Origin of the sequence: Bartonella grahamii subsp. shimonis (genome assembly GCF_036327415.1) — a bacterium.
Classification (GTDB): domain Bacteria; phylum Pseudomonadota; class Alphaproteobacteria; order Rhizobiales; family Rhizobiaceae; genus Bartonella; species Bartonella shimonis.
The window spans coordinates 1,112,861-1,127,776 of record NZ_CP123961.1 but is presented as its reverse complement, the minus strand read 5'-3'; the positions used below and the strand labels follow the sequence as shown (position 1 = coordinate 1,127,776).

Sequence of the window (14,916 nt, the reverse complement as noted above, 5' to 3'; positions counted from 1 at the left end):
ATCTTTTTTAATCAAGACATTTATCGATCTTTTCAGCAATAAGCCCATCAACAAAAGAGCCAAGATAAGAACAGCGCTCGCGTTTTGCGGTTTCAGCTAAATAAATTGATTTAATAAAAGATAAAGACTGATCTAAATCTTCGTTAATCACAACATAATCATAAGAACGCCAATGCTTTAACTCTGTTCGGGCATTTTCCAATCGTAAATTGATGATATCTTGACTATCTTCTGCTCGACGATGTAAACGCGAAACAAGCTCTTTCATTGATGGTGGAAGGATAAAAACAGATACAGTGTCTCCTAGCATCTTTTTTTGCAGCTGCTCGGTACCTTGATAATCAATATCAAATAACATGTCACGGCCAGTACTCAATGCGTTTTCAACAGTTTCACGTAAAGTGCCATAATAATTTCCATGAACTTCTGCCCATTCAATAAATTCATCTCTATCACGCTTATATTCAAACTCTTCCTTTGAAATAAAGTGATAATGTAGTCCATCCACTTCACTAGGACGTCTTCTCCTTGTGGTCATACTTACGGAAAGCTCTAATTGTCCATCTTTTAGAAGTAATCGAGAAATTGTTGATTTACCAGCACCTGAAGGTGAAGAGAGAATAAATAAAAAACCGCGGCGTTGAATTTTTATAGCACTCAATTTACTTTCAAAGACTGTCATTACATCACTCTACTTTGTTCATAAATGTTTCTCCAAAATTTGAATTATACATTATCTCAACCTTTCCCCTAATCAATGTGTTTTCTTAGCAGTTCTCAATGTTATTCTGCTCTTTTTTGAGATAAGTTATTAGCAGTGTATTCACTACTTTCTTAAAGATTTTTACCCATACGCTAATCCCACTTTTAACAGACAAGAAAATGATTTTTTATCATTCTCATAAAAAGTTTAAATAGAAAAATTTTACTATATTTTGGATTCTCATTTACGATGCAAAGATGTGTTACCATTATAAATTCAATGTCTTGCTTTTAATTCTCGCCACTTGCGAACATTCATATTATGTTCCTCTAAAGTTCGAGAGAAAACATGCCCTCCTGAACCATCAGCAACAAAATAAAGTGCATCACTGCTTGGTGGATGTGCCACCGCTTTCAATGAAGCTCGACCTGGATTTGCAATAGCTGTTGGAGGCAAACCATTAATTTTATAAGTATTATATGGTGTTTTCTTCTCAAGATCTGAACGATAAATTGCACGACCGGACGGTTTTCCTTTTCCTCCAAAGAGACCATAAATTACTGTTGGATCCGATTGAAGACGCATATGCTTTGTAAGGCGGTTATAAAATACCGCAGCAACCATTGGTCTTTCTGCTGCAATTCCTGTTTCTTTCTCAACAATTGAGGCTAATATAACAAATTCATCAATTGATTTAATGGGTAGATCAGGTGAACGCGTAGCCCATATAGCATGAATTAATTTTGTTTGTCCTTCACGCAATCTGTTTACAATCTCTTTACGCGTTGTCCCCCGAATAAAATGAACTGTATCCGTCATTAAACAGCCCTCTGGAGGCAAAATTTCTGGAAGGTCCCCAATCAAAATTTCATTCGCCGCTAATCGATCAAAAATTTGCTGAACCGTTAAACCTTCCGGTACTGTAAAAGTATACTCAATGGATTTTCCTTTCACAAGAATATCCATAATATCCTGCATTGAAGCATGGGCTGGAATTAAATATTCACCAGCCTTCAGATGCGTTGTTTTTTGGTGATAACCAACCCCATAAACAAAAATATCTGATGATCGAATGAAACCACGTTTTTCTAGCAATGAAGCAATTTCACGAATTCCTGTGCCAGGATGGATAAGAATAACTTGTTCTTCCTCAATTCCTCCCTTTTCTTCAAAAATACTTTTTCCAATATAAAGAGGAATACTTATGCCGAAAAGAATAATTATAATCAGCATGAGAAAAAAATGACCGAGAATAACCAACGGATTACGGACGATAGATGATTTCTTTCGTTTGTTATGTGTTAACATGTCACAATTATCTGCTCAATGATTCGAAGAGGAATCACTTACGTCCTTTAATGATTTTCCATTTTTCACATCGGACATAACCCCTCAATAGCGATTAAGGATAATATTATAATTTCTCATTCACCTTTATAATAAAGTAGAAAACTCAACAGCAGAAATTAAATAAAAATATTTATTATCCCCTAAAACGTCGCATCACCAACGATGCATTTGTTCCACCAAATCCAAAAGAATTGGAAAGTATCGTATCAATCTTTCGTTCGCGTGGTTTGTGCGGTACAAGGTCAATTTTCGTTTCAATCGATGGATTGTCAAGATTAAGTGTCGCTGGTGCTATATTATCCCGTATAGCTAGAATACAAAAAATAGCCTCAGCAGCACCGGCAGCACCAAGTAAATGTCCGATAGATGATTTCGTTGATGACATAGAGACTTGTGGTGCATAATTTCCTAAAACACGCTCAACAGCTGCTAACTCTATGGAATCAGCCATCGTTGATGTACCATGCGCATTAATATAATCAAGTTCACTCACATTGACTTGTGCACGCTTAAGAGCGGACATCATACTACGCTGAGCCCCTTCACCACTTTCTGAAGGTGCTGTAATATGGTAAGCATCACCGGATAAACCATAGCCAATCATCTCTGCATAAATACGTGCTCCTCGTTTTTTAGCATGTTCCAGCTCTTCTAAAACAACAACTGCCGCTCCTTCCCCCATCACAAAACCATCACGATCAGTATCATAAGGACGTGACGCCCGTTCAGGATCATCATTGCGACAAGTAGAAAGAGCTCTACAAGCTGCAAAACCTGCAAGAGATATCCGATTTATCGGAGATTCGGCCCCTCCTGCCACCATAACATCTGCATCACCAAACATAATCAAACGTGCCGCATCACCAATCGCATGCGCCCCTGTCGAACAAGCCGTTACAACAGAATGATTAGGCCCCCGTAAACCATATTGGATAGATACATAACCAGAAGCAAGATTAATTAAACGACCCGGAATAAAAAAAGGAGAAACACGACGTGGGCCCTTATCACGAAGCGTATAACCAGCTTCAACAATACCCTCAACTCCCCCAATCCCCGAACCAATTAATACACCTGTACAAATCTGATCTTCATCACTCTTAGGAAACCATTCAGCATCTGCAAGCGCTTGGTTAGCAGCAGCCATTGCATATATAATAAATGCATCAACCTTACGTTGCTCTTTAGGTTCCATATACAAATCAGCATTATAGGTCCCCTCTGTTCCATCCCCTAAGGGAATACGCGCAGCAATCTGGCATGGCAAATCTGACACATCAAATTCAGTGACACGTCGGACACCACTACTTCCTTCAAGAAGTCGTTTCCAACTATATTCAATATTACCAGCTAATGGAGATACCAATCCTAAACCAGTAACAACAACACGTCTCATAACTTCTAACCTTGAACTAAACTCCACCTCTCAAAGCTCTCTTTCCAAAAGAGCTCCAAAGAATATAGGCAAAAGCAATTTATGCCTTTGCCCTTTAGTAATCATGCAGAAGCTTTATCAATGAACTTGACTGCATCACCAACTGTGAAAATCGTCTCAGCAGCTTCATCTGGAATTTCTACCCCAAACTCTTCTTCAAAAGCCATAACGAGTTCAACTGTATCAAGACTATCAGCCCCTAGATCATCGATAAAGCTTGCATTTTCTACAACTTTATCAGCATTAACCCCAAGATGTTCCACAATAATTTTCTTAACGCGCTCTACTGTATCACTCATGTTGAAATCCTCGAATTTATATTTTCCTATAATTTGGTTAACTATATCGGCTCATCTAATCAAGCAATAGATGCATTACTTTAAAAGATTTTAGCAATGATTTAAAACATCCTGTGGATATCCCCTACAAAATGAACCAATTTGACATTCCGACATCAATTGATCAACGGCCATGTTAAAGAAATAGATGCATCTTTCTATTTCAATCTTTACTATCTAAAATAATACAACTCATAAATCAATGTGGAATAAAATAAATACTCAAATCATTGCCATTCCACCATTGATATGGAGTGTTTGACCTGTCGTATAGGCTGCTTCATCGCTCGCTAAATAAACAGCAGCAGCGGCTATTTCTTGCCCACTCCCCATACGCTTCATTGGAATCGCAGCCATAATGGCCTCTTTTTGCTTTTCATTAAGCTTGTCTGTCATTGCAGATTTAATAAATCCTGGAGCAATACAATTGACAGTGATGTTTCGCGAAGCAATTTCTTGTGCCAATGCTTTAGAAAAACCTATCAAGCCTGCTTTTGCAGCACAATAATTCGTTTGTCCCGGATTTCCCACAACACCAACAACAGATGTAATGTTAATAATCCTTCCATAACGGCGGCGCATCATAGAATGTATTAATTCACGCGTCAAAAGAGAAGCAGCTGTTAGGTTAACTTCTAAAACATCATCCCAGTCTTTATCTTTCATACGCACAAAAAGACCATCCCTAGTGATTCCCGCATTGTTAACCAAAATATCGACGCCATCCATTTCTCTTTCTGCAACTTCAGCCAATTGTTTAATCGATTGGCGTTCAGAAAGATTAGCGGGAAATACAAAAACATTCTGTCCTAATTCTGCCGCCACTTCTCTAAGCTTTTCTTCACGTGTTCCATGAAGTCCAACAATCGCTCCTTGTGCATGAAAGCAGCGTGCAATTGCCTCACCAATTCCTCCCGAAGCCCCCGTTACAAAAGCTTTACGTCCTGTTAATCTAAACATTTTTTTTAACTCCTTATAGATTAAACGCCAAGCATGCCTAGCGCTGATTCTATTTCATCAACCGTTCCAATTGTTACCCCCTTTATATCTTTGTTAATACGACGCGTTAAACCTGTTAATACTTTTCCAGAACCAACTTCAAAAAGCGTATCAACCCCATTAGCAGCGATCCATTCTATTGTTTCACGCCATCGCACCCTTCCAGTCACTTGTTGGATAAGAAGAGTAGCAATACGCTCTGGATTACTCTCAGGTGCAACAGAAACATTGGCAATCAAAGGAACAATAGGGGGCATTTTGTTAACAGTCAAAAGTGCTTTCTTCATGGCAGCAGCAGCAGGTTGCATTAAAGGTGAATGAAAAGGTGCAGAAACTGGAAGAAGAAGTGCACGTTTTGCACCTTTTGTTGATGCAATCTCTACCGCTGTCTCAACTGCTTTTGCTTTACCTGAAATAACAATTTGCCCACCACCATTATCATTAGCAATCTGACATAGTCCTTCTCCAGAAACAGTTTCACAAATTTCTTCCACAATGTGCTCTTCCAAACCAATCAGTGCTGCCATAGAACCTTCACCAACCGCAACAGCAGCCTGCATAGCATTGCCACGAATACGCAAAAGTCTTGCCGTATCTGTGAGAGTAAATGTACCAGCAGCACAAAGAGCCGAATATTCACCTAGAGAATGACCAGCAACAAACCTTACCTTTTCTTCTATACGAAGCCCTAATTGTTTCATCACACGAATAACAGCCATGGATACAGCCATTAATGCCGGTTGTGCATTTGCTGTTAACGTTAAAACATCTGCTGGTCCTTCAAAAATGATCTTTGATAATTTCTCACCCAAAGCATCATCAACTTCCTCGAAAACCATCCGTGCGGCAATAAATTGCTCTGCAAGCGCCTTCCCCATACCAACAAGTTGACTTCCCTGCCCTGGAAAAATAAAAGCTGCACCCATTTATCAACTCCTAAAATTGTATCATTAAATTATTTTCTTTTGACCTTATTCATCTGCACAAATCAAGATAAAGCCTTTTATTTAAAACGAATGCCACTCTTAAAATTATATTTTAAGGGCGGAATTTGATATAAAAACTTAGGAAAATAAGGTGCTATAAACTGAATAACACCCAAACTTATGAGACTTCCTAAAATTGCACCTGCTAAAATATCAAAGGGATAATGTACACCCACAAAGATGCGCGCCCAGGAGATCAAGCACAAAAACACCGTGGCAAATTTAAAAGCAACTTTGTATTGGTAAAGGTAAAAGTTAGCTGCATAAGATGCAATGGTCAAGGCATGATTACTAGGAAAAGAAGCTGTTGCACGATGTTGAATAAGCGGTGTCGTCAACCCTACAACGAATGGGCGCGGATGAAAATAAAAAAGAGAAATGAGATAACCTATAAAAAGAGCCGCACAAATACTCATGCAAATGCTTAGCACGACACATCGTTCCCTCTCCCCACCGCAAAACCACAACGCACAAAGATGGAGAGGAATAATATAAATTAAAAACTTTGCACAAAAAATACTAAATAAAACTACAATCGACCAAGCTTGATGATTGCCGACAAACATTTCAAAGAGTGTAACATCAATCTGGTTTAAAAAGTCCATTTTTCTCTCCTTTATATTACAGTACTATCTTTTTATAGAAGAGGGAAATATATCAAGATTTAATAAATCAATTTTTTTATGTGCATAAACTTGCTATTTTAAAAGATAACCTGTAGATATGAAATATTTGTTGCCGGCACTTTAGCTGGAGGTTGAACGGAGGGCTGTAAAATGTCAGTAGGAAATACAATGTTTCCGGCCTCCCGTGTCTCCGCTCTGAGATGTCTCGAATCGTAAACGCGTCCTTTCTTCTTTGGGTTTCCAAAAAAGACAAGTCGCAGAGGCTTTGCGCTAAAACCGGTAAGATTTAATTGAAGAAAGGCAAAACAATGGCTCTTTATGAACATATGTTCCTTGCCCGACAAGACATTACACCGCAGCAAGTTGATGAACTTTTGAGTCTCTACAAAGGTGTCATTGAAGCACATGGTGGAAAAGTTGGGCGTATAGAAAATTGGGGACTTCGTCCTCTTGCTTACCGTATTCGTAAAAACCGTAAAGCTTATTATGCCTTGGTTAATATTGATGCACCAGCTTCAGCAATTGCTGAAGTAGAGCGTCAGATGCGCATCAATGAGGATATTTTGCGTTATATGACCATTCGCGTAGAAAAACACGAAAAAGAAAAATCTGCTATGCTCTCACACCTTGATCGCAATAGTCACATTGGACACGATGAAGAGCGTCCTCGTTTTCCACGTCGTCAACGTGAAAATGCTATAGAAGGAGTAGAAGGATGACCGATAGTAATCAAAACTCTGCGCGTCGCCCCTTTCATCGTCGTCGTAAAACATGTCCTTTTTCAGGGACCAATGCTCCAAAAATTGATTATAAAGACATCAAGTTGTTACAGCGTTATATTTCCGAACGTGGAAAAATTGTTCCTTCACGGATTACTGCTGTTAGTCAGAAAAAACAGCGTGAATTAGCTAGCGCTATCAAACGTGCTCGCTTTTTAGGCTTACTTCCGTACGTTATAAAGTAAAAGATTAATACACTATGCAACTGGAGAGTTTCTCCAGTTGCTTTTCTTAGATGTTTTTAAAAAATAGCTTGTTGTATCCTATGTTAAGCTATTAAATATCAAAGTTGGGGCGTTGACACACCTCTAACTGCAGAAAGCAGGACAGCAATAAATGAAAAAAAATCGTACCTATGAGATATTAACCGGTATTTTGGCAGGATTATTTGCTGTTGTGATAGGAATGGCAATCATCAGTGTTGCAAATATCGTGCCCTTTTTTTCTCTTCTTCTTGGTTGCTTTCTTTCATTGCCAATTTTTATTATTGCGTTCGGTCAAGGAACATTAGCCAGTCTCATCGCCCTCATAAGTGCCACTGTTGTTCTTATCGTAACCACTAATACCTATATTGCTCTTGGCTTTATGTTCTTATTTTTCCTTCCTGCTGTCTATGCTTCTTGGCTTCTTGGGCTTGCACGACCAGCGCAAAAAGAAAATGAACTGATATGGTATCCATTATCATCGGTTATTTTTCATTTAACTAATTTTATCGCTCTTATAGCAACTTTCATTGGGCTCTATGTTCAAACCCGTCCTTCCACACCCATTATTGCAAAAAAAATCACCGAAACCATAGCACAAACTCTGCAACAAGCGCAGTCAATAAAAGAAGCCGATATACGCGCTTTTAGTGAGCTTTTAATAACGCATACAGCAACTTTTACTGCTTTTTCTTTAACTATTTATAGCTTGGTTTTTCTTATTGGTAACCTTTACTTTTCCATGATAGCAGCACAACACATGAAATGGCTGAAAAGACCCCGTGATGATTGGAGTCAAACTCTCCGCCTTCCAATTTCTGGAATTGTTATTTTCATTATTGTTTGCATAGCATCAATGGTTGAGTTAAGCGCTTCTCTTAACTTGAGTACCTGTGTCTTTAGTACTGCATACACTGTCATCATATTAATTAGCGGTCTAGCATATCTTCACAATATTACAAAAGGGGTAAACGGTCGGATTATTATACTTTCTCTTGTTTATATTGCTATTTTAACAGTTGTTTTTGCTCCACCTATTTTTTTCATGATGCTTTTGATGGGAATTTGGGCTGCTATTCAATACAACTTTCAATCACGCAAAAAACTCTCCTAAATTTATTTGTTCGAAAGGAAAAACTATGGATATTATTCTACTTGAGCGCATTCCTCGTCTGGGTCAGATGGGTGATATTGTCTCAGTTAAAGATGGTTATGCACGTAATTTTCTCTTGCCTCAAGGTAAAGCTTTACGCGCAAATGAAGCTAATAAAAAACATTTTGAGATACAACGTGCACAACTTGAAGCGCGTAATCTTGAACGCAAAAGCGAAGCACAAAAAATTGCTGAAAAACTTGATGGTCAATCATTCATTGTTGTTCGTTCTGCTGGTGAAACAGGACAACTTTATGGTTCTGTGTCAACACGTGATATTGCTGAAATCATAACAGATGAAGGCTTTTCTATTGGGAGAAATCAAATCGAACTTAACCATCCAATAAAAATGATCGGTCTTCACACTATCACTCTTAGCTTACATCCTGAGGTTCAAATTTCTGTGATTATTAATGTTGCGCGTTCTACCAGTGAAGCACAACGCCAAGCAGAAGGTGAAACTCTCACTTCGGCTAAGGAAATATATAATATTCAAGAAGAATTATTAGAAGAAAGTCAGGAAAAATTATTGGCAGAAGAAATTAATGAAAACGATATAAACAGTTCTCATCAAGAATCTTAATTGCTATTTTTGCTTTCTGTTTTATATTTTTTATTCCATTTTAAATATTGCTCATAAAATACTCACACTTTAAAATTGAGTATTTTATGGCTATCATGCGTAAAGAACCTAATTTTATGAAAGAATTAGAAATATATTATTTAAAGACATTACATGCTGAGAATGATAATATCACTAAGAGGAAATGTCTTTTGTTTTTCAACACATAAAGCAAAAATAATTTAAAGTTCTACCCTTAAGGGCAAGGTTTATATGAGCGGTAAGTTGGTTATATCCTCACATTATCTGAAATAATTTCAGTTATAAAAAAGTAATTCTATTTATACAGATATTGGAATTTTAAGGTCACATAACTTCAAAATACTTAAATTTAGAGTACCAAAACTTCCACTTTAAAACCACATATTATAACATAAAATAGATAGACGTTATATAAATAATACACAAATGATAAATGAGCAACGAAAAGAGAGTTTTGAAAAACTATATAATTTTAACTGAAAATGAAGATTTATAGCTCTATTCTTTTAATTATACGATTTTCAATTTATCGCCTAAAGTAGCTAGACTTGGAATTTTAGTGGAAAAATATTATGGAAGAAACTAACGTTGTTAATGTCAGCTCTTCAAAAAAAGAAGATTCTCCTTCTTTTCGGCAACTTCCGTATAATATTGAAGCTGAACAGGCATTGCTTGGTGCCATCTTTATCAACAATGATTCTCTTGACCGCGTTTCAGATTTTTTAAAACCAGAACATTTTTTTGAACCATTGCATCAAAAAATTTATCATATTTTATCTCACCTTATTAAAACAGGAAAGCGTGTAGATCCAGTTACAATCAAGCCCTATATCCAAATGGAAGACAAAATTGGAGATATGACTGTATACCAATATGTTGTTCGTTTAGCCACAGAGGCAGTCACTATTATTAACGCTGAAGATTATGGACGCGTCATTTACGATCTTTTTATCCGCCGATCTTTAATTAACCTTGGAACTCAAGTTGTCAATACAGCCTTTGATGCTCCTGTAGAGCTCACGCCTACCCAACAAATTGAAACTGTTGAAAATCAGTTATTTGAGCTAGCAGAAAAAGGGAAATATGGAGGTGGATTTGAAAATTTTAATGAGGCTATCAAAAAAGCTATCGATATGGCAAGTGCTGCGAAAAAGCGCTCTTCACAATTATCAGGGATAGCCACTCATATTAAAACACTTGATGAAAAAATGGGAGGATTACAAGCATCTGACTTAATTATCCTTGCGGGACGCCCTGGTATGGGTAAAACCTCACTGGCTACCAATATTGCCTTTAATATTGCTAATGCTTATAATCGTAATGCCAATATCCAAGAAAATGAAGGCGGCATTGTAGGTTTCTTCTCACTTGAAATGTCCTCAGAACAGCTTGCAACACGTATTATTTCTGAACAAACAGAAGTCTCTTCTTCTGATATTCGGCGTGGTAATATTTCAGATGAACAATTTTCAAAAATTATTCGTGCGGTGAACCAACTACAAAAGGCACCACTTTATATTGATCAAACTGGGGGAATATCAATTACGCAATTAGCTGCTCGTGCGCGGCGTCTCAAACGACAACATGGTTTAGATATCTTGTTTATTGACTATATCCAACTCATGACAAGCAGTTCAAAGCGTTCATCAGAAAATCGTGTTCAAGAGATCACAGAAATTACCACAGGATTAAAAGCATTAGCGAAAGAATTGAACATTCCTATTATCGCTCTCTCTCAACTTTCACGTCAAGTAGAAAATAGAACAGATAAACGTCCACAACTCTCCGATTTACGTGAATCTGGTTCAATTGAGCAAGATGCCGACATCGTTCTGTTTGTCTATCGTGAAGAATATTATTTCAAAAATGAAGAACCCAAATTAGGTACTTTGGAACATCAAAAATGGCAAGATGAAATGGATAAAATTATGGGAAAAGCTGATGTTATTGTTGCGAAACAACGCCATGGGCCGACAGGAATCGTGCCACTTGCCTTTCAATCTGATTTCACACGCTTTAGCGATCTGGCAGATAGCAATTATCTTCCAGAACAAATTGGTTAAATCACCATGGTACGGAAACGTATTCAATTTATCTGTCAAAATTGTGGAAGCGTCCATTCTCGTTGGGCAGGGAAATGTAGCGCCTGTGGAGAATGGAACTCTCTTGTTGAAGAAAATATAAATGGCGGCATAGGAAGTGGTCCTAAGCAAAATGCTCGTAAAGGACGCATCGTCACACTCACATCTCTTTCTGGAAATATCGAAGATGCTCCACGTATTCATTCTGGTATTGCTGAACTTGATCGTGTTACCGGTGGGGGCTTTGTCCGTGGATCAGCACTCCTTGTTGGTGGTGATCCAGGTATTGGTAAATCAACATTGCTGACACAAACAGCTGCTGCTTTATCACGCAAAGGATATAATGTCATCTATATTTCAGGTGAAGAGGCTATTGCGCAAATTTGTCTGCGCGCACAAAGGCTTGAAGCTGACAATACAGAAATGAAACTTGCTGCTGAAACCAATGTTGAAGATATTCTGGCAACCTTAAGCGAACATAAAAACCTTGATATGGTGATTATCGATTCGATTCAAACCCTATGGTCAGATACCGCAGATTCATCACCTGGTACTGTAACACAAGTACGTATCGGTGCTCAAGCAATGATCCGCTTTGCCAAGAAAACAGGAGCCGCCGTTGTTCTTGTTGGTCATGTTACAAAAGATGGGCAAATTGCTGGTCCTCGAGTTGTTGAACATATGGTTGATGGCGTTCTCTATTTTGAGGGTGAAGGAGGACATCATTATCGCATTCTTAGAACTGTAAAAAATCGCTTCGGACCAACAGATGAAATTGGTGTCTTTGAAATGTCTGATAAAGGATTACGCGAAGTGATAAATCCATCTGAATTGTTTTTAGGGGAACGTAATGCAAAAGCACCTGGCGCTGCTGTTTTTGCGGGAATGGAAGGAACACGACCGATACTCGTAGAAATTCAAGCGCTTGTTGCTCCTTCTTCTCTTGGAACACCAAGACGTGCGGTTGTCGGATGGGATGGAAATCGTCTTTCTATGATTCTTGCCGTTTTAGAAGCCCATTGCGGCATTCGTTTTGGACAGCATGATGTCTATCTAAATGTGGCAGGTGGATATCGCATATCAGAACCCGCTGCTGATTTAGCTGTAGCAGCTGCTTTGGTATCTTCTCTTGCCAATATTCCTTTGCCAACGGATTATGTCTATTTTGGTGAAGTTAGTCTTTCAGGAGCTACCCGCGCTGTTGCACATTCAGCACAGCGCATCAATGAAGCAAAAAAACTCGGCTTTCAAGGAGCATTTCACCCCACGACAACAACCGAAATGATGAAGTCACTCAATTTTCAACAAAAAACTTTCTCCGACCTTCCCGAACTCGTTGCTACTCTTACCGTAAGTAAAAAATGATCTGCACCACAGATATGATAGTATAGAAAAAACTCTATAAAATACAAAAGATCCTTGCTATAAGAACAAAAAATGGCATAACAAAAAAAATTATTTTATACTGACTTAAAAGAGCCCAACTTTATGTATAAGGAACAAACAAATGATCATAACAATCCTTGATGGAATTGTCGTAGTAATCATCCTGTTGTCCGCTTTTCTTGCTATGCTTCGAGGATTTTCACGTGAAATGTTATCGTTGATTTCTTGGGCAGTTGCAGCTGTTACGACACTGTTTTTATTCAAGCCTGTCTTACCTTTTTTTGAACACTATCTCTCTAATAAAATGGTTGCATTGATCACAACATTGGTCACAATCTTTATTATTGTTCTCATTATTACTTCAATTATTACAATGAAGATCTCTGATTTTATTATTGATAGTCGAATTGGTATCCTTGACCGTGCTATTGGTTTTATTTTCGGAGCACTTCGCGGTTTACTTATCATGGTCATCGGTATGTTGCTGATTAATGCACTGATTAAACCCGAGCTTCAAGCGAATTGGTTAAAAAATGCAAAAATGAGACCTATTTTAGATTCAGTGGGACAAAAAGTTTGGGAAATACTCCCAAAAGATATTGGATCTGTTCTCGAAAAGGCAGAAAATTTGTTTAAAGACAGCAATAAACATACGTATGAGCAACACTCTCATGAAAAGATAATTTTGAAAAAATAGTGAATAGTTTTTCATGAGGAAAGAGAATTAAATGATGTAAAACGTGATATTAATGATTCCCCCATATCACAACTGAAAGAATATGATGATAAAAAGCAATGTTTTCTGTCAAGAAGTTTCATTAGATGATGATACCCTTCATGAAGAATGTGGGGTTTTTGGTATTCTTGGGCATGAAGATGCAACAACATTAACAGCTCTTGGACTCCACGCACTTCAGCATCGTGGGCAAGAAGCAGCTGGTATTGTTTCCTACCATAATAAAATGTTTCATCAAGAAAAGCATTTAGGTCTTGTGGGTGATCACTATACAAATCCTACAACACTTGCACGCTTACCAGGAAATCGCGCTATTGGACATACCCGTTATTCAACAACTGGAGAAGTAGCATTACGCAATGTTCAACCCCTTTTTGCTGAATTAAAAGTTGGAGGTATAGCTATCGCGCATAATGGTAATCTTACCAATGGTCTTACATTACGCCGTGAACTCATCGCTTCTGGAGCTATCTGTCAATCAACATCAGATTCAGAAGTTTTTCTCCATCTTATTGCCCGCTCACGTTATGAATCGTCCTCCGATCGTTTTGTTGATGCAATTCGGAAAGTAGAAGGTGGGTATGCTATGTTAGCGCTCACGCGTACAAAGCTTATTGCTGCACGCGATCCAACAGGAATTAGACCCCTCGTGATGGGTGAGCTTGATGGTAAGCCTATCTTTTGTTCTGAAACTTGTGCTCTTGATATTATTGGAGCAAAATATGTTCGTGATGTTAAAAATGGAGAAATCATCATATGCGAAATACAAAAAAATGGGGAAATTACGCAAAAAATTATAAAACCAGAAAATGAAAAACCAGAAAAACTTTGCTTGTTTGAATATGTTTATTTTGCCCGTCCTGACTCCATCGTTGGAGGGCGTAGTGTTTATACAACACGCAAAAATATGGGGATCCGTTTAGCACAGGAAGCTCCTTGTGAGGGTGATGTTGTGGTTCCTGTTCCTGACGGAGGAACCCCTGCTGCAATTGGCTATGCACAAGAAATTGGAATTCCCTTCGAGCTTGGTATTATTCGTAATCACTATGTTGGCCGTACCTTTATTGAACCAACACAACAAATTCGCGCTTTTGGTGTCAAGTTAAAACATTCTGCAAACCGTCCTGTAATTGAAGGAAAACGTGTTATCTTGGTTGATGACTCTATTGTACGTGGAACAACATCCCTTAAAATTGTGCAAATGCTCCGCGATGCAGGAGCAAAAGAAGTTCATATGCGCATTTCTAGCCCTATGATTTTCTATCCCGACTTTTATGGTATTGATACACCTAAAGCCGAAAACCTTTTAGCGAATCAATATCCAGATTTAAAATCTATGTGTGATTTTATTGGAGCAGATTCATTAGAATTTCTTTCAACGGATGGATTATATCTTGCTGTAGCAGGGGAAAAACGCAATAACGCCGATCCACAATTTACTGACCATTATTTTACTGGATATTATCCTACGCATCTGGTTGATCAAGAAAATCTCTCCAAAATTCATCAATCATCTGTTCTAAAAACAAGAGATTAA

14 protein-coding genes and 1 pseudogene are annotated in these 14,916 nt (G+C 38.0%); 8 read left to right on the top strand and 7 right to left on the bottom strand.

Annotation, left to right across the window (positions count from 1 at the left end; translation table 11 throughout):
• Positions 1-7: 7 nt before the first annotated feature.
• The 7 genes and pseudogenes from gmk to QHG57_RS04925 form a co-directional block, all read right to left on the bottom strand.
• Positions 8-682, bottom strand: coding sequence for a guanylate kinase (gene gmk, locus QHG57_RS04955; protein WP_330167377.1), 675 nt, complete (start codon positions 680-682; stop codon positions 8-10).
• 297 nt (positions 683-979) lie between these two features.
• Positions 980-2,089: pseudogene (gene mltG, locus QHG57_RS04950) on the bottom strand (endolytic transglycosylase MltG).
• Positions 2,090-2,186: 97 nt separating this feature from the next.
• Positions 2,187-3,449, bottom strand: a complete 1,263-nt coding sequence (gene fabF, locus QHG57_RS04945) for a beta-ketoacyl-ACP synthase II (protein WP_330167376.1) — start codon at positions 3,447-3,449, stop codon at positions 2,187-2,189.
• Between the two features lie 101 nt (positions 3,450-3,550).
• The gene (locus QHG57_RS04940) at positions 3,551-3,787 is read right to left on the bottom strand and encodes an acyl carrier protein (RefSeq protein WP_004860281.1); all 237 of its coding nucleotides are present in this window, start codon (positions 3,785-3,787) and stop codon (positions 3,551-3,553) included.
• 261 nt (positions 3,788-4,048) lie between these two features.
• The gene (fabG, locus tag QHG57_RS04935; RefSeq protein WP_330167375.1) at positions 4,049-4,786 is read right to left on the bottom strand and encodes a 3-oxoacyl-[acyl-carrier-protein] reductase; all 738 of its coding nucleotides are present in this window, start codon (positions 4,784-4,786) and stop codon (positions 4,049-4,051) included.
• A 20-nt stretch (positions 4,787-4,806) separates the two neighbouring features.
• Entirely contained in the window at positions 4,807-5,751 is a 945-nt protein-coding gene (gene fabD, locus QHG57_RS04930) for an ACP S-malonyltransferase (protein ID WP_330167374.1), read from the bottom strand.
• Positions 5,752-5,828: 77 nt separating this feature from the next.
• Positions 5,829-6,416, bottom strand: coding sequence for an undecaprenyl-diphosphatase (locus QHG57_RS04925; RefSeq protein WP_330167373.1), 588 nt, complete (start codon positions 6,414-6,416; stop codon positions 5,829-5,831).
• 329 nt (positions 6,417-6,745) lie between these two features.
• On the opposite strand from QHG57_RS04925, the gene rpsF reads away from it, so the two are divergent.
• The 8 genes from rpsF (at position 6,746) to purF (ending at position 14,916) form a co-directional block, all read left to right on the top strand.
• On the top strand, positions 6,746-7,156 hold the full coding sequence (gene rpsF, locus QHG57_RS04920; RefSeq protein ID WP_330167372.1) for a 30S ribosomal protein S6: 411 nt from the start codon (positions 6,746-6,748) through the stop codon (positions 7,154-7,156).
• On the top strand, positions 7,153-7,401 hold the full coding sequence (rpsR, locus tag QHG57_RS04915; RefSeq protein ID WP_330168849.1) for a 30S ribosomal protein S18: 249 nt from the start codon (positions 7,153-7,155) through the stop codon (positions 7,399-7,401). The genes rpsF and rpsR overlap by 4 nt, the downstream gene beginning before the upstream one ends.
• 151 nt (positions 7,402-7,552) lie before the next feature.
• Positions 7,553-8,533 carry a hypothetical protein gene (locus QHG57_RS04910; protein ID WP_330168848.1) on the top strand — a complete coding sequence of 327 codons (981 nt, stop codon included), beginning with the start codon at positions 7,553-7,555 and terminating at the stop codon, positions 8,531-8,533.
• 25 nt (positions 8,534-8,558) lie between these two features.
• The gene (gene rplI, locus QHG57_RS04905; protein ID WP_330167369.1) at positions 8,559-9,155 is read left to right on the top strand and encodes a 50S ribosomal protein L9; all 597 of its coding nucleotides are present in this window, start codon (positions 8,559-8,561) and stop codon (positions 9,153-9,155) included.
• A gap of 593 nt (positions 9,156-9,748) precedes the next feature.
• The gene (locus tag QHG57_RS04900; protein WP_330167368.1) at positions 9,749-11,239 is read left to right on the top strand and encodes a replicative DNA helicase; all 1,491 of its coding nucleotides are present in this window, start codon (positions 9,749-9,751) and stop codon (positions 11,237-11,239) included.
• Between the two features lie 6 nt (positions 11,240-11,245).
• Entirely contained in the window at positions 11,246-12,622 is a 1,377-nt protein-coding gene (gene radA / locus QHG57_RS04895) for a DNA repair protein RadA (RefSeq protein WP_330167367.1), read from the top strand.
• Between the two features lie 142 nt (positions 12,623-12,764).
• On the top strand, positions 12,765-13,340 hold the full coding sequence (locus QHG57_RS04890; RefSeq protein WP_330167366.1) for a CvpA family protein: 576 nt from the start codon (positions 12,765-12,767) through the stop codon (positions 13,338-13,340).
• Positions 13,341-13,425: 85 nt separating this feature from the next.
• Positions 13,426-14,916 carry an amidophosphoribosyltransferase gene (gene purF / locus QHG57_RS04885; RefSeq protein ID WP_330168814.1) on the top strand — a complete coding sequence of 497 codons (1,491 nt, stop codon included), beginning with the start codon at positions 13,426-13,428 and terminating at the stop codon, positions 14,914-14,916.

Bases quoted from the DNA above. Each gene is read 5' to 3' on its own strand.
- rpsR (WP_330168849.1), top strand. From the start codon at position 7,153: ATGACCGATAGTAATCAAAACTCTGCGCGTCGCCCCTTTCATCGTCGT.
- fabF (WP_330167376.1), bottom strand. From the start codon at position 3,449: ATGAGACGTGTTGTTGTTACTGGTTTAGGATTGGTATCTCCATTAGCT.
- radA (WP_330167367.1), top strand. From the start codon at position 11,246: ATGGTACGGAAACGTATTCAATTTATCTGTCAAAATTGTGGAAGCGTC.
- QHG57_RS04940 (WP_004860281.1), bottom strand. From the start codon at position 3,787: ATGAGTGATACAGTAGAGCGCGTTAAGAAAATTATTGTGGAACATCTT.
- QHG57_RS04890 (WP_330167366.1), top strand. From the start codon at position 12,765: ATGATCATAACAATCCTTGATGGAATTGTCGTAGTAATCATCCTGTTG.
- purF (WP_330168814.1), top strand. From the start codon at position 13,426: ATGATAAAAAGCAATGTTTTCTGTCAAGAAGTTTCATTAGATGATGAT.
- rplI (WP_330167369.1), top strand. From the start codon at position 8,559: ATGGATATTATTCTACTTGAGCGCATTCCTCGTCTGGGTCAGATGGGT.
- QHG57_RS04910 (WP_330168848.1), top strand. From the start codon at position 7,553: ATGAAAAAAAATCGTACCTATGAGATATTAACCGGTATTTTGGCAGGA.
- QHG57_RS04925 (WP_330167373.1), bottom strand. From the start codon at position 6,416: ATGGACTTTTTAAACCAGATTGATGTTACACTCTTTGAAATGTTTGTC.
- rpsF (WP_330167372.1), top strand. From the start codon at position 6,746: ATGGCTCTTTATGAACATATGTTCCTTGCCCGACAAGACATTACACCG.
- gmk (WP_330167377.1), bottom strand. From the start codon at position 682: ATGACAGTCTTTGAAAGTAAATTGAGTGCTATAAAAATTCAACGCCGC.
- fabG (WP_330167375.1), bottom strand. From the start codon at position 4,786: ATGTTTAGATTAACAGGACGTAAAGCTTTTGTAACGGGGGCTTCGGGA.
- fabD (WP_330167374.1), bottom strand. From the start codon at position 5,751: ATGGGTGCAGCTTTTATTTTTCCAGGGCAGGGAAGTCAACTTGTTGGT.
- QHG57_RS04900 (WP_330167368.1), top strand. From the start codon at position 9,749: ATGGAAGAAACTAACGTTGTTAATGTCAGCTCTTCAAAAAAAGAAGAT.